Raw genomic sequence first — 21,500 nt, forward strand, 5'->3', positions numbered from 1 at the left:
CCGTCTAGTTCTACGGGGCCTGGCCTTTCCGGACTCGCGTTGATCTCCGACGATTTCTCCAAGTATGGCAGCACCGCTGCGCTCCAGAATAACATCAGCGTAAACATCGGTGGCACGGGCGGCTGGAACACGTCGTTGTATGGGGATGGCCACGACGCCCAGCTCGCTGAGCTCGACCAGTCGGTCCGCTACAACGGGCACGCCACCGTGAAGTACAACGCACCGGGCGGAGTGTCGACCATTCCTGGACTGTGGGTGGCTCTTCCTCATCCGTTATCCACGATGTGGCTTCGTGCAAAAATCAGATTCAGCCCTGGCTTCACCACGACCGGCGTTCTGACCAATAGCTCCAATGCCTACAAGCTGCTCGGCTGGGGCTATGCCAATAGCTACGGCAGCGGTCGTGTGGAGATTACCAATACCTCTCAGTACCAGCTCTACTACAGCACCCTGGTCGCTGGCACCAATACTCTGAGCTCAACGCCGAATCAATTCGGAATCGGTGGCAGCGTGACCACCGAGTGGTCTGACGGCGGCTGGTATGACTACATCGTCGAGTACCAGACCACCTCGCCAACAACCTCGATCGCACGACTGTGGATTGCGAAGGACGGAAGCACGCCAGTCCTGCGTACGACATCGACCTCGACGTCCTTGTCGGGCTACACCATGGCGCAGATTGGGTACGTGATGCTGGGCCTCAACTTCAATCAGGTCCGGGCCGCGAGCCAGAGCGAGGCTCTCTGGTATGGCCAGTGGGAAGTCGTCGACGGCGTCCAGCACCCAAACCCCTTCGGACTCGCCGGCAACTACTGATACGAGCTCCCCGCCGGAAACAGTTTGAAGTCGAGGGACCTTGTTGCTTGCAACAAGGCCCCTCGACTTGTACGCACAACCGTCCCAATCGCCGACAGACACAAGCCAACCCAGGCCAGTATCAAGACATTACCGTTTAGCGGCGCGATATCCAGCGACAACTCGTTGGAGCCGCGACGTAATGCTTCAAGACGTTCGGAACTTTCCGCGTGATCACAAGATTTGCACGCTTCAGGTTAAGCTCTGTTGAAGTTGTTCGTGTTCGTGCAGCTCGTTGCGGTGCGATCAATCTCTCTCGCTGCAGCTTCTGCAGCCGCAGTTCGTTGATCGTGCGCCTCTCTTCGCGTGCATGGACCAGCTTGCCTTTGCGCTCATTCTTGTCCGGCTTCTGCATCTCCTCAGTAATGCTCCGCCGGCTGCGAGTAGGCCAGTCCAGCATGTAGCCGCTCTTCGTCGTAACGTTCACATAGCGGTCGATTGGGCGGCAGATTCAGCGAGGTTATGGCTACGTCGCGCTTGTGCGTGCAAATTCAAGGGCCACACGGCGAATTTTAGTCCGCGCGACACCGCTATTGTCACCCCATCCGCCACCGCTTATGGCAGCGTTGCGCGGCGCGTCGCATTCCATCTCGAAGACGGCGATGCGTCCGATGAGCGCGCGCAATCTCGCATCGCCAACTTCGCGCGCAGCACTCGGCACGCTCTCATTCGCGTATTTGCTTGTCAACACCCTGAATCGTGCGAAAGGCCCGACCGTGGAGAAGTACGACTACGGAAAGGCACTCCACGCCGCGCGCCTCCGACTTCCCTGGGTGGAATAACACGACCGACCGATCCTTCAACGACACCATCCGCGCCTCCAGCACACGCCAACTCACTCCCGCTACCGCGAGACTCACCGCAAACGGTAGAGCACCGTAGACACCGCACTCAGGGTAGCCGCTACGCATACATCCGCGCGATACGAAATTTCGGCACAAGAAGATCCAGCACCATGATGAACGGAGAGTACACGACGTACAGACAGTAACTGTACGTGGCAGTCGCTGGGTCTCCAGCGAAGTACCCGATGCGCGGAAGTACGAAAAGGCCGCGCACTCCGTCGAGTGCTGGTACGTGCCTGAATCTGGCAACCGGCGCCTCCGCGAAGGCCGACGCCGGTTCGCCCCGCTCCCTTTCTGCCAACCCGGTAGTCAAGTATCTATATGCCATGTGTGGATTGACTGGTTGGTGGGGCCGTCCTGCGTCGGCCGAAACGCTCGAACGCGACGCGGCATGCATGTGCCGCGCCATACAACACCGGGGCCCGGACGATGGCGGGGTGTGGACGGATCCTGAGTCAGGCGTCGCACTCGGATTTCGTCGCCTCGCCATCATCGACGTGTCACCAGCGGGCCACCAGCCGATGGCGTCCGAGACGGGACGCTACGTAGTCACGTTCAATGGCGAGATCTACAATTTCGCGGCCATCCGCGCGTCACTTGGCGACACCATCCGCTGGCGCGGTCACTCGGACACGGAAGTGCTGCTCGCTGCCATCGAGCGGTGGGGACTCACACCTGCCATCGAACGCTGCTCCGGAATGTTCGCAATCGCCCTCTGGGACCGTCAGGAGCGAGCCCTGCACCTCATCCGCGACAGGCTCGGCGAGAAGCCGATGTACTACGGCTCGTTCGATGGTACCCTGCTCTTCGGCTCCGAGCTCAAGGCGCTTCGTGCCCATCCTGCCTGGCGCGGCACAGTGGACAGGGCCGCTCTCTCGTTGTATCTCCGTCACAATTATGTCCCCGCGCCATACTGCATCTACGATAACGTCCGCAAGATCGTGCCGGGCACCATCGCCACCTTCCGCGATCCAGCCGTCGAGCCGGAGATAACGACTTACTGGTCCGCGCTGGAGGTCGCCGAGCGAGGGGTGCGAAATCCCCTGTCCGGCGACGACGCTGAATCCGTCACGCAGCTCGAATCGCTCATGCGCCGCGTGATCGGAGACGAGATGGTGTCCGACGTGCCACTCGGCGCGTTCCTCTCCGGAGGCGTCGATTCATCGGCACTCGTTGCCGTGATGCAGGCGGACAGCACTCAACCGGTCAAGACGTTCACTATCGGTTTCGACGAGGCCGCGCACAACGAAGCACCGCACGCCGAGGCCGTGGCAAGGCACCTCGGCACGCAACATACGGAATTGTACGTCACTCCGCAGGACGCGATGGACGTGATTCCACGTCTGCCGCAGATCTACGACGAGCCGTTCGCGGATTCATCGCAGATCCCCACATTTCTCGTAGCGCAGCTCGCGCGCCAGTACGTCACGGTCAGTCTTTCCGGAGAAGGCGGCGACGAGCTGTTCGCGGGATACAACAGATACTTCTGGGGTGAGCGCCTCTGGCGCCGGCTCGAGCGCGTGCCGCGCGCTGCGCGGTCGATGATTGGACGCACGCTGCTTGGCGTTTCACCCGCGAGCTGGGACTCGGCGTTCGAGGCAGCGTCGCCGATCCTGCCGAAGCGCTTTCACACCGCGACGCCCGGTGGCAAGGTTCACAAGGTCGCTGCATTCATGTCGGCCGATTCGTCGGACGCATTGTATCGCGGACTGATGACGCACTGGCGCGACCCCAAAGCCATTACATCGGCCGCTGAGCCTGAGACCGTGCTGACTCGAACAGCGGGACAGCCGTCGTTCGGCGGAGTGGTGAACAGGATGCGCTACTTCGACACGGTGAGCGAGCTCCCCGACGACATTCTCGTCAAGGTCGATCGCGCGACGATGGCAGTGAGCCTCGAGTCGCGCGCGCCGTTTCTGCATCCCGACATCGTCGAGTTCGCGTGGCGCATTCCGCCATCGCAACAGGTGCGCGATGGTCAGGGCAAGTGGCTGCTGCGGCAGGTGCTCTACAAGTACGTGCCGCGCGAGCTGATAGAGCGCCCCAAGATGGGCTTCGGCGTGCCGATCGCAAGCTGGCTGCGCGGTCCGTTACGCGAATGGGCCGACGCTCTGATCGCGGAGGACCGCCTGCGGCGCGAGGGATATCTTGCGCCGGAGTTGATCCGCCAGGCATGGGACGATCATCAGGCTGGAGTCACCGACAACTCACACCTGCTCTGGGGAGTGCTGATGTTCCAGGCCTGGTTGGAGACTCAGTAGCGCGCGCCGCTCCGCGTCATTCCCGGTTTCTCGGGAATGACGAGTTGCTCGTGCCGCGCTCGTGGGTCACAACAACGGGTTCAAGTCATACCCGGGCCCATTCACCAATTTCGGGCGCTGCTCGCGTGAAATTGGGAACGGAATGCAGATGGAACCGTTGCGGACTGGCCGCGTAGGCGCACAACTCGCCAACTCGCTGCCGGATTCTGATTCTGGATCGACCATACGCACGATGTTTTCCAGTGGTGCATGACACGAAGTGCAGCTACACGTAGAGCAGTTTGCAGATGTCAACAGCAACACATTTATCGGCATCGATCAGTGGGGACGAAACATTGGGCATGCGTCCTACACGCGAATGGGCTGCCGCCGAGTCCAGCGCGCACGGCCCCCTCTCAACGACCTCTTTATCGAAGCACTTCATTCCCTGCCAACCGCAATCGCGTGGCACCACCCTCAAATCTTAGTTATGGGGCCATGCGGCATGGTATGACGACGGCAGCGCATACCACATCGTTCAACGTTTCTAATGGGAACAAGACGGCTTCGGGCAATGCCGGCAAAAGGTCTGACCATTGTTCCTTCTCCGGGCGGGCCCTCCAGCATCAGCAACGCAACGGCGGGCCTCTTGGCAAGCGAGACGCTCCCAGTCCCGATTACAGTTAACGGCTCGGGCTCGCTGCCTACCGCTATCGCGTGGGACTACTTGATCGATGGTGGAAGTACATGGACGGCAGGTACCGACGACGCGTTCCCTAGCCCGTCGCTCGGCTAACCCACGACACCTGCCGCTTACGGACTGACTGCGAGCAAAGCGTACAGCATCCGTGCAAGAGAAAAGAAACGGTGCGGGCGGCTCGTCCAATTCGTCAACGGCGCGCTACGACAACGGAGCCCTATCGACTACGACCGGAACGATTCCGTGGCACTTGAAGCTACCCACTGTGACGTAACCACGAACGGTGCCTCTGCTCGGTCTGTAACAGATCAGTCGGCTTCCGACGTCCCCGTATTCGCAACGAGTGCTGTCAAGCCTACACTGGGTATCGGAGTCATCACGAACGCGCAACCTGTTTTCCGGTTCGCATCCGGCAAATACCTGCCAGCGGCGGCGTACAACGCTCCAATGAGTGTCGACAACTCCACGAAGCAGCAGCGTAAGCCCCGTGCCTGTCAAACGGGGGGAATTCCAGAATGGGCAGCGCGAGCTTCGACACATTGACCGGCGCGTTCGACTTGGTTGCGTTTTACATTATTGCCGGAGTCAACAGCGCCGATAGGACGAACGTCGAGTCGTTCATCAGGACGAAGTGGCGGAGGACGTAAGGCTTAGTACCGCTGCGATGTTGTTGGTAAGCAATTCACGGATAAGGGGTATTCGGGATACCGGGAGCCCCTTAACCGTGTCCCGCTTCGACCATTCGAGACGGAAGCCGGATCGTTGAACGAGACGTTCAAACCGACCAACCGTCATCTTCCCCAAGCCACGCTCCACCTCGTGATAGTGAGTCGCACCGTCGTGTCTATAGCGTGACCGCACGTGCATGACAGTCCTTTCGGAGAATAACAGATTGACCCACGGCACCTTGGTGAAGAAGTGCATATGCGCACCGTAGGGAGCATACCACGGTGGGCCGAACGTGACATAGACTCTGCCCGCGGGGCGCAGGACGCGACGCCACGTTGCGAGAATCGCCCCGGGGTTGGCAAAATGTTCCATTGCATCTTGCGAGATGATCACCTCGAACCGATCTGACTCGAGGTCGAGTCGATCAACAAACCGCACGTTGTCCCGCAATAAGCTTCGGGCGACGGCAAGCGTCGCTGGGTTCGTATCTACGCCGACAACGGATCTTGCGCCAGCGTCGAGGCAGGCGATCGCCTGCGCTCCCTCCCCACATCCGAAATCAAGAACGTCACGCCCGCGTATCCGGGAAATGATGTCGGAAAAAATAGAAAGGTTCTTCCATGGATCATCGTTCGACCAGTCGCTTACGCCATCAACCAAATCTGCCTTGGCAGGATCGCGCGAGCATTGCATCAGTATCCTTTCGGCTATCCGCACTCCAATTCCTCCCGGCTGGCTACTCCAGCCAACGCAGGGTCCTACTGGCGCTCAAATATGTTGGCGTCCCCCGGGGCCCAAAGCCTTCCCGATCCTCGCAAAGAGATCGGAGTAGTGCTTGTTGACCTCGGGGGGTCTTCGGCGCTCCTCCGTTCCACATCACGACCGCAGACCAGTGCATGGTCACCAGAAGTTTGACCTCCCCTTCTTGCGGCAGCTTGGCGCGCTCAGGCAGGATCACTCTGGTTGATGAATTCGCTAGCATCGCCAATATCGGACGCTCAGTCTCTAACCGCCAGCCCCAAGGCCGTGAATCGGTGGATGTTCGGGGCTGCTGTCCCGAAGCTTATGCCCCCGGCGCCGCCGGTAGCGAGTTATTGAGCGGGAGCGCGATGTTCTCGGCGAAGCGCGCGGCAAGCGAGTCTGGCGAAAGTCCGGTGTTCGCAACGGCCGCGGTATCGCCCTTCACCAGTGGGACGATGATGCGCACGAGAGCTTCCTCGTCGCGATGCGTCATGAGAGCATCCCACATCGCGCGCATCTTCAGATCTGCCTCCCCCGCGGTAATTCTTCCGCGACCCTGAAACCAGTAGTACACCAGGATTCGATTCGGGCCGTTCGCGAGTATGAAGCGGTTTACGTTGACCGGCTTTCCGCCGATCGGTATCGTCGTTATCTGCTCGCCGACCGGCGTCCACCCCGACCCCGGAAGACACAGCGAAGGTGAGTGCATTCGCTTGTCACCCTGCTGCGTTGCGTGATAGCCCACGTAGAGATTGATCCCTTCGTTTGCGTTGAGCATGTAGACGCGATTCACGTAGTCCGACACGCCCGATTTGCTCACCTCGTCCGCACCGATGGCAACGTCGCTGTACGGCGCGCCCATGAACGACGCGGGTAGCGCCGCAGCGAGCGGTTTCCGAAGAGGTGTCGGCTGGGGCGTGCCGACGAGCAGCGTCACAGCTGTTCCGGCCGCGAGCGCGCCGGCGGGAAGGAATTTCGCAACCAGATCAAGCATTTGCCTTGCCTCCAAAACGACCTTCGACGCGCAGGAACAACCACGTCAGCAGCGCCAGTATCGATAGTGAGATCAGGAACAGCAGATACCCTTCCGTGAGATGCATGAATCCCTCGCCGAGCTTGGGATCCACGAAGAAAACGAGGAATCCAGTCATGAAGATTCTGATTCCGTTGACGAAGATCGCGAGGCCGACGGCAAACGCTACCATGAGGATTCTGCTCAGCGGGTATTTCAGGAACAGCGCGCCGACCAGAATTGCCATGCTGAGGAGCGCAGTGAGCGAGCGCAATCCGCTGCACGCCTCGCTCACGAACAACGTGTGACCTGGAAGGCGGATGACGTTGCCCGAGAGTAGCACCGGGATGTGCCGCCACGACAGCATCGCCGCGCCCATCTTTGCGGCGATCTCCTGGAGTGGCAGCGTCATCGACGCGATGATCGATTCCGGAAGTGGAATGGTCAGTGCGAAGAGAAGGAACGGAAGCCACCAGGCCAGGACCTGGCGCCAACCCGCAAACCAGAGCGTCAATCCGACGAGCGCCATGAACAGTGCAGCACGTGGAATCGTTTCGACGCCGGCAACGCGCCCGAAAAGGCTGGCGACCACGGCGACCAGGATGATGATCGCGCCGGCCCATCGCGCCGGCTGGGAGTCTGCGATGACGCCAGACTTCCATGCCAGCCAGACGGCGACAGGCGCGATCAGAATACCGTGCGCGGCGTCCGGGATCGTGAGCCACGCGACGATGAGACCGTAAATGACAGGGGCAAAGCAGGCAAGGAACAATCCCGAAGTCACCCAGCCGAGCGGCGCACCCTTGATCCTCGTCCGGATTGCAGGAATGGTCAGGGCGATAGTCACGACTGACTCATCCGTACGGAATCGCCGATATTATTTGTTGTAGAATCCATATGCACGTAGTATGTTCGCTGGCACTCCAACCTCTCTTTCCGCATGGAAACAAACAAGCCGCTGGCCCGCGCAGGGTATCTTCTGGCCGCCCTTCTGGTCATCATCCCCCTGTCCGACCTTACCGCACAGCTTCTGCCACTTCGGCTCGGCGACGAGCGCTGGCGCTTCGGGGCAGTCGGGCAACTGAGCAACATTTTGCTGGTACCGCTGCTCGGACTGATGCTCATAATTGCAGTTGCGACGTACACTGATAGTAGACGAGTCAAGAGAGTGATCGGCGCAATCTGCGCGATTCTGGCGTTTGCGGTGGGAGCTCTCTCGGTGCTCTTCATCCTGGATTACTTTCAGGTCCGCACAATTATTACACCCAAGTTCCAACATACGACCGCTGTAGCCAGCACGACCGCCATCATAAAGAACGTCCTCACCATAATCACTCTGTGCCTGCTGAGCAGAGCTGGCTTTGCTGGACCGAAAGTAAGCACGGTCAGAAAGGTCGCTCCACCGGCGGCGCCGTCGTCGACGCCTCTAATTCCGCTGACCGGCGGTGCGCGAGCTGAGTAAACAAATGATTCGGGGCGTTGTCGAGCGCCCCGAATCCCTTCAGCTCCCTTACGAGATATAAGGGGCGCTGCTTCACCTCATCATAGATCCGGCCGACATACTCGCCCACCACGCCAAGAACGGTGAGCTGTACTCCGCCGATGAACGACATCAGCACCGTGATCGACGCCCAGCCGGATATCGCATACATGCCGGACAGCTTGATGACGATCGCCCCGATTCCGGCCACAAAAGAAAAGATCGAGACGAGAAAGCCGATCTGGAGCACCATCCTGAGGGGCGCCGTCGAGAAGCTGATGATCCCGTCGAAGGCCAGTCGCACGAGCTTGGAGAGAGGCCATTTGGTCGTCCCCGCAAACCGTCCGGGTCGTACGTACGAGACCCCTATCTGCTTGAATCCTATCCAGCCGAACATCCCGCGGACGTAGCGATTCCTCTCGCGCATCGACCTGAAAGCGTCGAGCGCACGCCGGTCCACCAGTCTGAAATCGCCGACGTCGAGCGGAACGTCCACGTCACTGATGCGACGGAGCGTCCGGTAGAACAGCCTCGATGACTGCCTCTTGAACCAGGTCTCGTTGATGCGCCGGTCTCGCTTCGCGTAGACCATGTCGTAGCCCTCGCGCCAGCGGGCAGCCATCTCGACCACCAGTTCCGGCGGATCCTGCAGATCCGCATCCAGGAGCACTACTGCCTCGCCCGTCGCGAGGTCGAGACCGGCGCTTACTGCGACTTCCTTCCCGAAGTTTCTCGAGAAGTGAACGGCCTTGAAACGCGGATCCAGAGCGTTCAGCTCCAGCATCAGCGGATAGCTGTTGTCACGGCTGCCGTCGTCCACCAGAACGGCCTCTGAAGGACCGTCCAGCGTGTCCATCACGGCAACCATTCGCCGGTGGAGCTCTGGCAGGACTTCTTCTTCGTTATAGACCGGAATTACGAAGGAGTAGGTGGGATTCTGCTCGTGCTGGGACGGGGTGCTCATTCTCCGACGGTGCAGCGCCACAGGTCGACGCGGTAAATACGATAATCGAGACGCGGGCGCTGATACTCGCTCTTCTTGCGACAGTTCTGCCAGAACCATCGCGCCATTTCTCCAGTATCGTCACCAACCATGCCGTATCGCTTCACGGAAGCGATAGCCCAGAGATCACGATACTGATGCAGGGCCGAGTCCAGCCCTGCTACGCTGCTCGGCATCTCGCGGCTGTGGAGCGCCGGATCATACGCGCGCTGGATCGCGACCGGCCACGCCAGCACCTCGATGGACGGAGCGATGGCGTTGATCTCGCTCAGCGCCGGCCTGTAGTCGAACCGCGTGCCGTCGGAAAGGTGCGAAGCGGTAGATGGCAGGATGCCGATGATCAGGATCCATGCGACCGCCTTTGAGCCTGCAGAAGCAAGGGCCGGGCCGAGGTTCTCGGCCAGCCACCCGACCGGGTATGCAGCTGCAACGATCAGCAGTGGCAACGCCGAGACTCCGTAATCGGCGTAGATCGCGGTGCTGAACGACAGGGCGACAAGGGCAAGGAGAGTAAAGACACACCCGAAGACGGCCGTCCACCCGAATCTGTGCTTCTCGGCGGACTCGGAACGAATCATCAGTACGATCCCGGCCACCGCCGAGGCGGCTACGAGCAGGGTCATCCAGTCGACCATCGCGGGCACCAGGCGCAGCATCGCAGGTACCCCGCGATCTCCACCGTTCCCCACGGTTGTGACGTGGTGGATCATCCGGATGATCGCCGCGACAATGACCGAGAAACCGAGGAATGGTCCCCACAGCCAGATCCATGCGGTAAGCGTCGGCCAGCGAAAACGGGTGTGCCCGTCGGGCTGAAAGATCGAGACGGCGAGCGCCGCCCCGATTACGGGAAAGACAAAGCTGGGATGGGTCCACGCGCCGATGAAAAGAGGCGCGAGCACACCGAGATATACTTTGGGGCGATCGAGGTCATAGGCTTTCGGCAGGCGCCAGTAGACCAGAGCCGCCAGCAGATAGAGCAGCGAGTAGTAGCGCCCGAACCCCGAGACGTAAAGGTGCCAGGGCGAGATTGCGACCAGAACGAGCGCTATCAAGCCGGTCACCGGCCCCGCGAGGTCCCGCGCCAGACGCCAGGTCACCCACGCCCCGGCCACGCCGAACAGGAGCGGCAGGAACCGTACGAAGGGCTCCGTCGGGGCGGCGAGCTTCAGGAACGGGTGTTCGAGAAGAAAGAAGAACGGCCTGGCCTGGATCCCGGGGAGGAGCCGGGTGTGGAAGAGGTTCGTCGCCTCGTCTATGGTGTAGAGTTCATCCTGCTCGAAGGGAAAGCGGAAAACCTCGTACACCCTCAGCAAGACGGCCACGATCATGACCGCTGTAACGGCTGCTCTTTCTCGCTTCAAGACTTGGCCTTCTCCTCGGCTGGGGCGTCGGCAAAATTTAACGCCGATGCGCGGCACGCATTTTCCTTGCAAAGTGATCGGCGGCTCCCTCCGATACTTGAATATCTAGATACATGCAACGACACACGGCTTCCGTTCAACCGCACGCGTCCGCCAAAAGGCGCCGCTACAGACCTGACGCGCTCATGTACGTCACGGCAGCGTTTCTGTGGATTTCAGTGTGGCGGTTTCAGGATCTGTGGCCGATCATCGGCACGCTGCAGGTCCCGATACTGCTCGAATTGGCGCTGGCCGTCGCACTTGCCGCGAGCTTGCGCGGAGCGAGGAGTCCCAGGTGGCTCAAGTCCAGAATGTTCGCGATTCCATTTCTGATGCTCGCGCTCATGATCGTGGGCCTGCCCTTGAGCCTCTGGCGCGGGTGGAGCTTTACGTTCATCACCAAGGTGTTCATGCCAATACTCCTGCTCATGGTTGGAGTCGCGGCAAGCATTCGGGACGCTGATGACGCGAACTGGATCGCGTTCGCACATCTAATAGGTGCGGATGTCTACTCATTCTGGACGTATCTGTTCGTGGGGATCGACTCCAGTGGACGGCTTAGCGGCGGGGCACACTATGACGCGAACGACCTGTCCCTGATGCTTGTCGCGACAATACCCATAGCGGTCTACTTTCTGCGACCGGGCGTTGCCATCTGGAAGCGGTTGTTCGCACTGGTTTCTCTCGGACTTCTCATCGAGCTGATAATCAAGAGCGGATCGCGCGGCGGCTTCATCGCGCTCATCTGCGTTGCGATATTCATCCTCGTCGCATTCCGTTCGATCCCAGTCAGGGTCCGCGTGGGCTCGGTAGCAGCAGCGGCGTTGCTCATGACCGTGTTCGGATCGGCAGCATACTGGCAGATGATGCGCACGCTTACCAAACCGTCGGACGACTACAACATGACTTCCCCGGTTGGACGAAAGGCGATCTGGAAGCGGGGCGTTGGTTACATGCTGACTCACCCGTTGATCGGGACCGGCGCTAATACATTCACGCAGGCAGAGGGGAGTCTGTCCGAGATTTCGAAACAGTACGCGGCAGAGAATCGCGGCCTCAAATGGTCCACCGCGCACAACTCTTTCGTACTGATTGGAGCGGAGCTGGGAGTCACTGGACTGATGCTGTTCGTGACGCTGATCGGAACTGCACTCAAGCATCTGGCGGAGATCAAGGCCGGCCCCAAGGGCGACCCAGACGTGACACCCGAGGACGCTGCATTTTCCCAGGCTCTCACCGGCGCGCTGGTCGGCTTCTGCGTTGCAGGATTCTTCGTTTCGGCCACTTATTTCGCGTTCTTCTACGTTCTCATCGGCATGGTCGTCGCCGAGGATTCGTTCCGCGCTCGACGCCGGGCGCGCCGGGGAACGATGGTCCCCGTCAGCGCAACGCCGGCGAAGAAGACACGTGTCGCGCAGCGGGTTCCCCGTACCCACTGGGTTCCCGCCGGTTGAGCGCCATTCGCGGCGGCGTCAAACGCGTCGTCGAGACTGCGCTGGTTTTTGGCGGCGGCGCGTCGTTCTCGCGCCGTGCACACTCCGAGCACTTGCTCGTACTGGCCTATCACAACGTCGTCCCATCCGGAATGGACGTCGTTGGCGATCGGTCGCTGCACTTGCGCCAATCGGCGTTCGCCGCGCAGCTCGACGCGCTGGTCCGCACCCACGACGTGATACCGCTCGCCGCAGCGATGTCCGACATACCGGTACGGCAGTCACGTCCTCTCGCAGCAATCACGTTCGACGACGCGTACTCGGGCGCAATCTCTGCCGGCGTCGCGGAGTTGCGTGCGCGAAACCTGCCGGCGACGGTGTTCATCACGCCGTCATTCCTCGATGGCCGGTCATTCTGGTGGGACGTCCTTGCAGATCCGCGACTGGGACTCGATCCTCGGATTCGCGAGCGTGCACTGTCCGAAGGTCGCGGCCTGAATACGGAAGTTCTGGCAATGGCGGCGCGTTCGGGCATTCCCGCGCACGAGATGCCGCCGCATGCGCGCGGTGCATCGAACGAACAGCTGAGCGCAGCGCTGCAGTATGACAGGATCACCTTTGCAGCTCACACGTGGAGTCACCCGAACCTCGTTGCCCTCCCCGATGCAGAGCTCGCCGAGGAGCTGCAACGTACTCGCACCTGGCTCCAATGCTTCGGAGAACGGTCGCTTCCGATGGTGTCGTATCCGTACGGACTCGCGGACGGACGCGTGCAGAAGGCGGCGCGTGACGCTGGTTACACGGCGGCGTTCATGATCGAAGGGGGGTGGACCGTCGCTGCACCCAGCGACAGTTTCACCATACCGCGTCTCAATGTGCCGGCCGGCGTGTCCACCAACGGGTTCATACTTCGCGCCGCGGGTCTCATACACGGGTGACCGGGAACAATCAGCACCGCCGCACCATCCTGGTGACGGACGGCGAACAACGCGCGACACTTGCCGTGGTCCGGTCGCTCGGCGCCGCTGGCCACGTCGTTCACGTGTCCGCGTCGGCGCCGCGCTCACTCGCCGCGGCATCGCGCTTCGCTCGCACCGAACACGTCGTCCCGGATGCGCTCGTGGATCCACATCGCTTCGCCGACGAGATTCACACCATCGTCGCACGCAACGGCATCGACACCATCATTCCAATGACGGAGCCTGCACTTCTCGCAATCCTTCCGGCACGTGGGCGTTTCGACGGTGTGTTGATCCCTTTTGCGGACGCCGATACGTTCACCGGAATTTCCGACAAGCAGTCGGTACTCGCCGCCGCAAGTAGAGTCGGCATCGCCGTGCCAGCTCAGACCGTGATTGCCGATGCTCGAGATGTTGAATCTCTGGATATCTCATCGCTTCGCTATCCGCTCGTCGTCAAGCCGGCACGGTCTGTTTCGACGGGGTCGGACGATCGCCTCAAGCTGTCCGTGCAGCATGCGGCCTCGGCGACGGAACTGCGCGCGGAGCTCGACTGCATGGACGCGCGTGCCTACCCGCTTCTGCTGCAACAGCGAATCGTAGGTCCTGGCATTGGGATCTTCGTACTTGTCTGGAATGGTAAGCTCGTCGCGCAATTCGCTCACCGCAGGATTCGTGAGAAGCCGCCAGCTGGCGGTATCAGCGTGTATCGCGAGAGCGTCGCTGTCGATGCCGAGCTGCTGCGTATGTCTCTGGCACTTCTCGCCGAGTTTGCATGGCAGGGAGTGGCGATGGTCGAGTACAAGTTGGACGAGAGCACCGGCCAGCCATACCTCATGGAAATCAACGGTCGCTTCTGGGGCTCGTTGCAGCTTGCCATAGATTCGGGTGTGGATTTTCCAACCCTGCTGATTGCAGCGGCCACGGAGCAGCAGCCCGACCCGGTCAGTCAGTTTCGGACTGGCGTGCGCTCGCGCTGGTTCTGGGGCGACGTGGATCATCTGCTCACTCGTCTGCGCAGATCGGATCGGCAGCTCTCGTTGCCGAGTGGCTCACCGTCACGATGGGCAGCGGTAAAGGCATTTTTTACCCATCATCCCGGCGACGTCAGCGAGATCCGGCGCCGCGACGACATGCGTCCCTTCCTGCGCGAATCTGTCCAGTGGTTCCAGCAACTCCTGTGATGCCAGAACGCAAGATCCGCGTCATACACGTCGTCAATAATCTCAACTACGGCGGCATGGAGCGCCTTGTCGCCGAGATGGTGCAACGCACCGATCCAACCCGCTTCGAGCTGCACGTGCTCGCGCTGGGATATATGGGTCACTTCGGCGAAGGGCTCGAAGGCCTGGCGACACTTCACGTCGCCGACCCGATGCCGAGCTGGTCGATGCTGTATCCGCGCGGACTTGCCCGCCAGTTCGAGAGGATCGATCCGGATGTTGCGCATCTGCACAGTGGTGTGCTGTACAAGGCGAGCCTCGCCGCCTCCATGGCCCGAGTACCGTATCAGATCTACACCGACCACGGACGCGGGAATCCGGATCCGTGGACGCATCGCATGATCGACAGACGCGCCGCGCGCCGCGTCGACGCAATAGTTGCGGTATCCGATCGGCTCAAACAGCATCTCATCGGGTTCATGCCGGACGCGTCACGTATCAGTGTCATCCCGAACGGCGTTGATACAGAGCGTTACGTTCCGCGTGACGACGATGCAGATTTTCGTACCGAGATCGGAATCGCGCCGGACGTCCCCGTGATCGGAAGCGTCGGCAGGCTGGAGACGATCAAGGGCTATGGCGTGATGATCGACGCATTCGCGCGCTTGCGCGCGAGCTGGACGACGTTGCCAAAACCCGTTCTGGTTCTCGTCGGTGATGGCAGCGAGCGGCAGCTGCTCGAAGATTCCGCGGCCGCATTGGGGATCGCCGACTCCGTACACTTTCTCGGATGGCGCAGCGACATCGAACGAATCGCGCGCTCGTTCACGTTGTTCAGCATGTCGTCGCACAGCGAAGGCACTTCCGTGTCGCTCCTCGAAGCGATGAGCTCCGGATTGTGCCCGGTCGTCACCAACGTGGGAGGAAACGCGGCGGTGCTGGGCGACGAGCTGAAACACCGGCTCGTTCCCGCGGCCCAACCCGAGGCGCTCGCAGTGGCGCTTGCGGATGCCATTTGCAATCCCGAGCAGCTGAAGCGCGATGCAGGGACCGCGCGCCAGCGCGTGGTTCAGCAATTCGGCCTGGATGCGATGGTGAGCAGCTACGAAACGTTGTATAGCCGAGCAATTAGTCCAGCCGGAGCCACGCGTGGCTGATCGTCCGCTTGCGATTCTGCATGTCCTTGCGCCGGCAGATTCCGGCGGACTGGAGACTGTCGTACGATCGCTTGCCATCGGCCATTCCGCGATGGGCCACACAGTCGAGATTGCAGCGGTGACGGAATCACGCACGAGCGCGTTCGTACAGGAAGCGCGCGATGCGGGCTTGCAGGTTCACGTCATCGAATCTCCTCCCCGTTCGCTGGTACCCGAGCGCCGCGGAGTCCGCGCGCTGTTGACGCAGCGGCAATTCAACGTCATGCACTCGCACGGTTATCGCAGCGATATTCTCGACATCGGTGTGGCTCGCTCCATGGGCGTCCCGTCTGTAACAACCCTGCACGGCTTTTCCGCAACAGACAGAAAAGCGCGCGCATACGAATGGCTCCAGATCCGCGCCGCACGACGCGCATCCGCAATCGTCGCCGTGTCGAGCAACGTCGCCGCGTCGGTTGCACGGGGCGGCGCGAGCCCGCAATCGATTCACCTCATAAGGAACGCGGTCGCCACGACCTCGACTCCAATCGATGCGAGCGCGGCTCGCAATCGGCTCGGGCTCGCATCAGGGATGCACATTGGCTGGATCGGACGGCTGAGCTCCGAGAAGGGCCCCGATATCATGATCGACGCAATGCAGTACCTGACTGATCTGCCTGTGACGTTGTCCGTCATCGGCGACGGACCGGATCGGTCTGCGCTCACAGAGCAAGCCAACCACCTCGGTGTCGCGGCCAGCGTACGGTTTCACGGCCGAGTCGTCGATGCCGCGACGTTGCTTCCGGCTTTCGATCTGGTGGCGCTGAGCTCGCGTACCGAAGGCACGCCGATGGTTGTCCTCGAAGCAATGTCGGCAGGCGTGCCGATCGTTGCGCCGCGCGTTGGCGGGATTCCCGACATGCTATCCATGAACGAAGCCTCGCTCGTCGACACCGAGGATCCCAGGGCGCTCGCAGATGCGATTCGGGCGACGCTCGCTGACCGAGAGGCCGCTGCCGCTCGCGCCACGCGTGCGCATGCGAGACTTGTTACCGAGTTCGACGTTCAATCGTGGCTTACCCGCTACGAAGCGCTGTACCGCTCGATCCAGCCCACACGCTCACCACAGCGAGCATGAACGCCGTTCTGCCCACTCTCATAGTACTTCCGCTCGGCATCGGCCTCTACGCGTATGTGGCGTATCCGCTGCTCCTGCGGCTGGTCGCCGCCATGCGTGGCACGCCGGAGCAGCCCGCTGCTGAATTCTCGTGGCCGTTCATCACGATCACCGTGCCGTGCTACAACGAGGAGCGCAGCATCCGTCAGACTCTGGAAGCGCTCCTGGCGGTCGATTATCCCGCGGACAGGCGTCAGATCCTCGTCATCTCCGACGCGTCGTCAGACGGCACTGACGACATCGTGCGTCAGTTCTCGGACCGCGGGGTCGAGTTGCTGCGCCTCGAAGAGCGGCGCGGCAAGAGCGCGGCGGAGAATGCCGCCGGACCTGTGGCTCGCGGCGAGATAATCGTGAATACCGATGCGACCATTCGCATTCTCCCCAGCGCGCTCAAGGCGCTGGTGCGGGCATTTGCCGATCCGCACGTCGGTGTCGCATCGGGGCGCGATGTGAGTGTCGCATCCATCGACGATCGGGCGAGCGCCAACGCAGTCAGCGGCGAGTCCGGGTACGTCGGCTACGAGATGAACATCCGCGCCCTCGAGACGCGGGTGAAATCCATCGTCGGAGCCAGCGGCTGCTTTTATGGAATTCGTGCTTCGCTCTACGATAGCGCGTTTCCCGAATCGCTGAGCCGCGACTTCGCATCGGCGCTGATGGCCGAGGAACACGGCTACCGTGCGGTGTCGGTCAACGACGCGGTTTGTCTCGTGCCTCAGACAAAGTCGCTGCAATCCGAATTTCGGCGCAAGATCAGGACGATGGCGCGCGGGCTCCAGACGCTCTGGTTCAAGCGACATCTCCTGAATCCGTTCACGCACGGCTCGTTTGCGTGGATGCTGTTCAGCCACAAGCTCTGCCGCTGGCTGGTGTATCCGGCATTGCCGATAGCAGCCGTCGCGTTGGTAATCGCGAGCGTTCACTCGCGCGCATGGATGATCGTGCTCGTGCTGTCGATCGCCGGCGCTATTGTCGGGATTGCGGGCATGCGCTGGCCCAAAGCCCGGGTCGCCCCGCGCGTCATCAGGATCGCAGGCTTCGCGCTGGCTTCCAATCTGGCCGGAATGCTCGCCTGGGCTCAGGTTGCACGCAACCGGCGTCTGGCGGTATGGGAACCCACACGTCGATGAACGGATTGGCTGAGCAAGGCACGTTCGTGCCGGCTCGCTCGCAGGCGCACATTCCGACTCCGACTCGCACCCATCTGCCCGAGCGGAACCTCGACGACTCAGAGCTGACCGCATAGGCGCACTGCGATTGTTCGTTCACACCCCCGCTGGTCCTGATGAGCTCGATGGACCGAGGCGGCATGGGTAGTCACTGGATACGCGACTTCTGCGTCCGTCGCGCATTTGGCATCCACCGCCTCGCCATGGCTGCCTACAAACTGATCGAGCACCCGGCCATCGTCATGGGTCACGACCTCGTACACTCGAGGCAATCTCTAGCTACGACTGCTCCAGCGCCCTGATTCAGCCCGCTGGGGTCAGCAGGATCCGCGCTTGAACAGCATCACCGGCAGCGTCCGCGCCATGATCTTGAGATCCTCCAGTACCGACTGGCGTTCCAGATACTCCAGATCGAACTCCACCTTCGCGCGTACGTCGTCGATCGAGGAATCGTAGGCCCGATTGATCTGCGCCCAGCCTGTAATGCCCGGCCGAGCCTGCTGCCTCAACGGATACGATACGATGTTCTGCCGCAGCTCGGCAAAGATGCTCGGCCGCTCGGGACGCGGACCAACGATGTTCATGTCGCCGCGCACGACGTTGATCAGCTGCGGAAGCTCATCCAGACGCGTCTTCCGGAGGAACCGTCCGACCGGCGTGACGCGCGGATCCTCGCGCGTCGCCCATACCGCGCCGGTCACCTGCTCAGCATCCACCCGCATCGAGCGGAACTTGATGATGCGGAACGCTCTGCCGCCAACATCGTTGCGGCGGCGGTCGAAGACGGCCGTCGCCGCGCGGCGCCGGCGATCCATGCCGACGCGCGTCTGCACGTAGAATACGGGGCCAGCCGACGTGAGCTTGATCGCAAGCGCCACGAGCGCCATCACTGGCGCAAGCATTACCAGGGACGCCAGCGCAATCGTCACGTTCAATGCGCGATTGACCCACTCGGAGCGCTCGTTTGGTATGACGTGCAGGTGGGTTGCTGGTTGAGTGTCAACCGCCGCTATTGGAACTGTATCCGCAATACCCGTCGCCATGAGCCGGAAAAGCTGTTCCTCTCCCATGCCGGCGAGCGGAACTTCACGATCCGGCTCCGTGGATGTCAGGCGCGGTGCCCGAGAGACGATGCCCCGCGTCTTTGGATTTGCCGGGAAGTCCAGGACGGTCGAATCTGAATCCGGCCTATCGATGTCATGCGCGTTGAGTTCCATAAGCGATAATTCGCAGCGAAAAGGTGCTGACCAGAACTGACGATTACTAACGATGCTTAACGATGGCCCAAGTAGAATAGAAGTGTGGCCATCGACGCCGTAACTCCGACGACCTTGAAAATTGTGTCCCACGACGACGTTGGTTTCTGTCCGATAACCAGTGCATCGCCCGGCGCGACGTGCAACTGATCAAGAGTCATTCCCGATGCCAGCGCTGAAGCGAGCTGTTCCTTCGGAATCACGTCAGTGTCTCCACGTTTGACAACCGAGCGATTGAGATCGGCTGTCCCGGTGGGCCCACCTGCCGACATCACAACTTGGCTGAGAAGCATGTCGCTCGGAACTGTGTAGAATCCCGGTTTGGTTACCTCTCCAAGTACCGCGATACGCACGAGAGCTGTTGCGTGAACGACTGGGTCCCGAATGAACTTGCCTATCTCCTGCGTCAGATACTTCTGTATGTCTGCTCGCTTCACGCCTGCCAGATGAACATCACCAAGGCCGGCCAGCGTCAGAATCAGTCCCTCTCTGACCGTGAGCGTATCTCTGATCCCCTGGACTCCCTGCGCACTCGGCTGCGGACTGTCAACCGTCAGCGCAATCCTGTCGCCAACGTGAAACTCATCCGCCTGAGACTCCTGCGCCTTCGCCGTAAACGGCAGCGCGACGCAGGCAAAAGCCGCAATCCCTATCAGTGCTCTGACACATCTCGAAACAGCAGTCATTCGGTAATCCCCCAATGTGAGCAGCGATTGTGCCAGGCCCGAAGCCAGCGCCCAAACACTCCAAGTCCTTGCAAGACAACATTTTAACAAAACCGCACCGGCGACATCAAAACCGATTCTGTTGCGTCTGTGCAACAGAACGCGCATTCACATGATATTTACCCGCCTAGTCGAGCCTGGAGCGCATCCAGCAGGATTCCAGCCTGATATGCGCGCGAAAAGCGGACATCACGACCGATTGGCTCCGGCATCACGCCAGCAATGTGTTCGCTATACCGTCTGTCAATGATCTCAGCGATGCGTGCAACGTCGCGCGGTGATGCGACGTCGGCCCCAGTATCGCGCAACAGCAAGGCGGTCGCGCTGTCGTCGGCGGAGAGAGCAAGAACCCACGCAGGGAATCTTACACACTCGAACGTCTTGGCGGGAATCGCAGCCATGTTGCTGCCAGACATGGTAACTAGCATGGTAGCGTTCGCCATGAATGCCATCGCTTCCCGATGTGGAAGCGATGGTCCGATTCGTACGTAATCCGTGATGGACTCCGCGCGTGCCACCTCTTCAATCGGGAAGCCACCAACCGCCTCCAGATCCCCTATGAACTCGAGCGTGAGATCTTCCGGGGTCAACGCACGTTTGCGGATTACCTCGGCCGCGGCCTTGAAAAGCGCGCGTGGATCACGGTCGAGATAGAGCGTGCCCGCGTGAGCGATGACGAACGGCCCGCCGCGGCGTTGAGGCGGCAGCAGGTCATCGTCGCCACCGTTGGTAACGGTGATGATGTCGTCAGCGCGCTCCGGATAGGTGGCGCTCAGCTGACGCCGCGCGACTTCGGTGTTGGCGACTATCAGCGCGGCACGCTCCACTGCCCTTGCCTCGTGCCGCGCAGCGAGCCGCACCCATGCCGGCGTCGCAATCGCCTCGGCGAGGCGTTCCACATGGCTCCATGGGTCGCGCATGTCCATCACGAACGGAATTCGATAACGCTCCGACAGCCGCCGTCCGGCATCGTGCGACATGAATGGCGGCCCCGAAGTTATTACTGCACGATGAACGGCCGGGTCGAAGATGCCGGACACCGCATCGATCGCACTGTCACCCCAGGCGCTCACGCGCGCAAATTCGAGTGCGGCCCAGTAAGCGCGCAGCCATCCACGAGGCGTGTGCAGGGCCCAGCGCAGATCCGACCGGGCGACTGACGAGACTCGGAGAACAGACGGCAATACCGGCGCATGCGCCCCGGACGCCTCGGCGGACGCTGCCTTCCGCTTTCCCTTCACGGTGCGCCATATCGCGTTTTCGGCACGCTCTCGCCTCAGCACCGGCTCCGTGACGGCAAACACGCGAACGCCGGATGGCACGGAGCTCCGCGCCGCCTGCACGTCCGCGCCATTCACATAGCCACGCATGAAGACGTCGAGGCCCCACCCTCGCTCGGCGGCGAAGTGAGCAAACTTCTGCCACCGTTTCGCGCCGACCGCACGATCCGGTGGGAAGTGGTAGCTGATCACGATGAGACGCCGGTCACGTTGTGAGCCGGCGTCCTCGTTTTCATATAACGGATTCATCCGCA

Annotated in this window: 19 protein-coding genes; 10 read left to right on the forward strand and 9 right to left on the reverse strand. The window is 61.2% G+C overall.

The window, feature by feature from the left end; all coding sequences use genetic code 11:
- On the forward strand, positions 1–816 hold an 816-nt coding region (locus tag V4529_05630; protein ID MES2357806.1), incomplete at its 5' end, for a hypothetical protein.
- Positions 817–1,412: 596 nt separating this feature from the next.
- A complete protein-coding gene (locus V4529_05635) occupies positions 1,413–1,637 on the forward strand; it encodes a hypothetical protein (protein MES2357807.1) in 225 nt (74 codons plus the stop codon).
- 121 nt (positions 1,638–1,758) lie between these two features.
- Here V4529_05635 and V4529_05640 read toward each other — a convergent pair whose 3' ends face one another.
- Positions 1,759–2,028, reverse strand: coding sequence for a hypothetical protein (locus V4529_05640; protein MES2357808.1), 270 nt, complete (start codon positions 2,026–2,028; stop codon positions 1,759–1,761).
- Between V4529_05640 and asnB the strand changes: the two genes are divergently transcribed.
- Positions 2,027–3,961, forward strand: coding sequence for an asparagine synthase (glutamine-hydrolyzing) (gene asnB / locus V4529_05645; protein MES2357809.1), 1,935 nt, complete (start codon positions 2,027–2,029; stop codon positions 3,959–3,961). The genes V4529_05640 and asnB overlap by 2 nt on opposite strands.
- 1,300 nt (positions 3,962–5,261) lie before the next feature.
- On the opposite strand, the gene V4529_05650 is transcribed toward asnB, so the two are convergent.
- The 3 genes from V4529_05650 to xrt all read right to left on the reverse strand — a co-directional run bounded on the left by V4529_05650 (position 5,262) and on the right by xrt (position 7,909).
- Positions 5,262–6,026, reverse strand: a complete 765-nt coding sequence (locus V4529_05650; protein ID MES2357810.1) for a class I SAM-dependent methyltransferase — start codon at positions 6,024–6,026, stop codon at positions 5,262–5,264.
- Positions 6,027–6,372: 346 nt separating this feature from the next.
- On the reverse strand, positions 6,373–7,044 hold the full coding sequence (locus V4529_05655; GenBank protein MES2357811.1) for an exosortase C-terminal domain/associated protein EpsI: 672 nt from the start codon (positions 7,042–7,044) through the stop codon (positions 6,373–6,375).
- Positions 7,037–7,909, reverse strand: a complete 873-nt coding sequence (xrt, locus tag V4529_05660) for an exosortase (GenBank protein MES2357812.1) — start codon at positions 7,907–7,909, stop codon at positions 7,037–7,039. The genes V4529_05655 and xrt overlap by 8 nt, the downstream gene beginning before the upstream one ends.
- Before the next feature lie 93 nt (positions 7,910–8,002).
- Here xrt and V4529_05665 point away from each other — a divergent pair, with 93 nt between their 5' ends.
- Positions 8,003–8,524, forward strand: a complete 522-nt coding sequence (locus tag V4529_05665) for a hypothetical protein (protein ID MES2357813.1) — start codon at positions 8,003–8,005, stop codon at positions 8,522–8,524.
- On the opposite strand, the gene V4529_05670 is transcribed toward V4529_05665, so the two are convergent.
- Positions 8,448–9,506: a glycosyltransferase family 2 protein gene (locus tag V4529_05670; protein ID MES2357814.1), complete on the reverse strand. Its 1,059-nt coding sequence runs from the start codon at positions 9,504–9,506 to the stop codon at positions 8,448–8,450. The two genes, V4529_05665 and V4529_05670, sit on opposite strands and share 77 nt — an antisense overlap.
- The gene (locus V4529_05675) at positions 9,503–10,966 is read right to left on the reverse strand and encodes a glycosyltransferase family 39 protein (GenBank protein ID MES2357815.1); all 1,464 of its coding nucleotides are present in this window, start codon (positions 10,964–10,966) and stop codon (positions 9,503–9,505) included. Before V4529_05675 ends, V4529_05670 begins: the two co-directional genes overlap by 4 nt.
- 128 nt (positions 10,967–11,094) lie before the next feature.
- On the opposite strand from V4529_05675, the gene V4529_05680 reads away from it, so the two are divergent.
- The 6 genes from V4529_05680 to V4529_05705 are packed head-to-tail and all read left to right on the forward strand — an operon-like array spanning position 11,095 to position 17,946.
- Positions 11,095–12,402 carry an O-antigen ligase family protein gene (locus tag V4529_05680; protein ID MES2357816.1) on the forward strand — a complete coding sequence of 436 codons (1,308 nt, stop codon included), beginning with the start codon at positions 11,095–11,097 and terminating at the stop codon, positions 12,400–12,402.
- Entirely contained in the window at positions 12,399–13,319 is a 921-nt protein-coding gene (locus V4529_05685; protein ID MES2357817.1) for a polysaccharide deacetylase family protein, read from the forward strand. Before V4529_05680 ends, V4529_05685 begins: the two co-directional genes overlap by 4 nt.
- Entirely contained in the window at positions 13,316–14,524 is a 1,209-nt protein-coding gene (locus tag V4529_05690; GenBank protein MES2357818.1) for an ATP-grasp domain-containing protein, read from the forward strand. The genes V4529_05685 and V4529_05690 overlap by 4 nt, the downstream gene beginning before the upstream one ends.
- Positions 14,524–15,660, forward strand: a complete 1,137-nt coding sequence (locus tag V4529_05695; GenBank protein ID MES2357819.1) for a glycosyltransferase — start codon at positions 14,524–14,526, stop codon at positions 15,658–15,660. Before V4529_05690 ends, V4529_05695 begins: the two co-directional genes overlap by 1 nt.
- The gene (locus V4529_05700) at positions 15,653–16,777 is read left to right on the forward strand and encodes a glycosyltransferase (GenBank protein MES2357820.1); all 1,125 of its coding nucleotides are present in this window, start codon (positions 15,653–15,655) and stop codon (positions 16,775–16,777) included. The genes V4529_05695 and V4529_05700 overlap by 8 nt, the downstream gene beginning before the upstream one ends.
- Complete coding sequence (locus V4529_05705) at positions 16,774–17,946, forward strand: glycosyltransferase (protein MES2357821.1); 1,173 nt, start codon at positions 16,774–16,776, stop codon at positions 17,944–17,946. The genes V4529_05700 and V4529_05705 overlap by 4 nt, the downstream gene beginning before the upstream one ends.
- A gap of 356 nt (positions 17,947–18,302) precedes the next feature.
- Here the strand turns inward: V4529_05705 and V4529_05710 are convergent, their stop codons facing one another.
- The 3 genes from V4529_05710 to V4529_05720 all read right to left on the reverse strand — a co-directional run bounded on the left by V4529_05710 (position 18,303) and on the right by V4529_05720 (position 21,495).
- Positions 18,303–19,202 carry a sugar transferase gene (locus V4529_05710; GenBank protein MES2357822.1) on the reverse strand — a complete coding sequence of 300 codons (900 nt, stop codon included), beginning with the start codon at positions 19,200–19,202 and terminating at the stop codon, positions 18,303–18,305.
- A gap of 56 nt (positions 19,203–19,258) precedes the next feature.
- Entirely contained in the window at positions 19,259–19,927 is a 669-nt protein-coding gene (locus V4529_05715) for an SLBB domain-containing protein (GenBank protein ID MES2357823.1), read from the reverse strand.
- Positions 19,928–20,085: 158 nt separating this feature from the next.
- The gene (locus V4529_05720) at positions 20,086–21,495 is read right to left on the reverse strand and encodes a hypothetical protein (protein ID MES2357824.1); all 1,410 of its coding nucleotides are present in this window, start codon (positions 21,493–21,495) and stop codon (positions 20,086–20,088) included.
- Between the last annotated feature and the right edge of the window lie 5 nt (positions 21,496–21,500).

The sequence above is a fragment of the Gemmatimonadota bacterium genome (genome assembly GCA_040388625.1).
Classification (GTDB): domain Bacteria; phylum Gemmatimonadota; class Gemmatimonadetes; order Gemmatimonadales; family Gemmatimonadaceae; genus Fen-1247.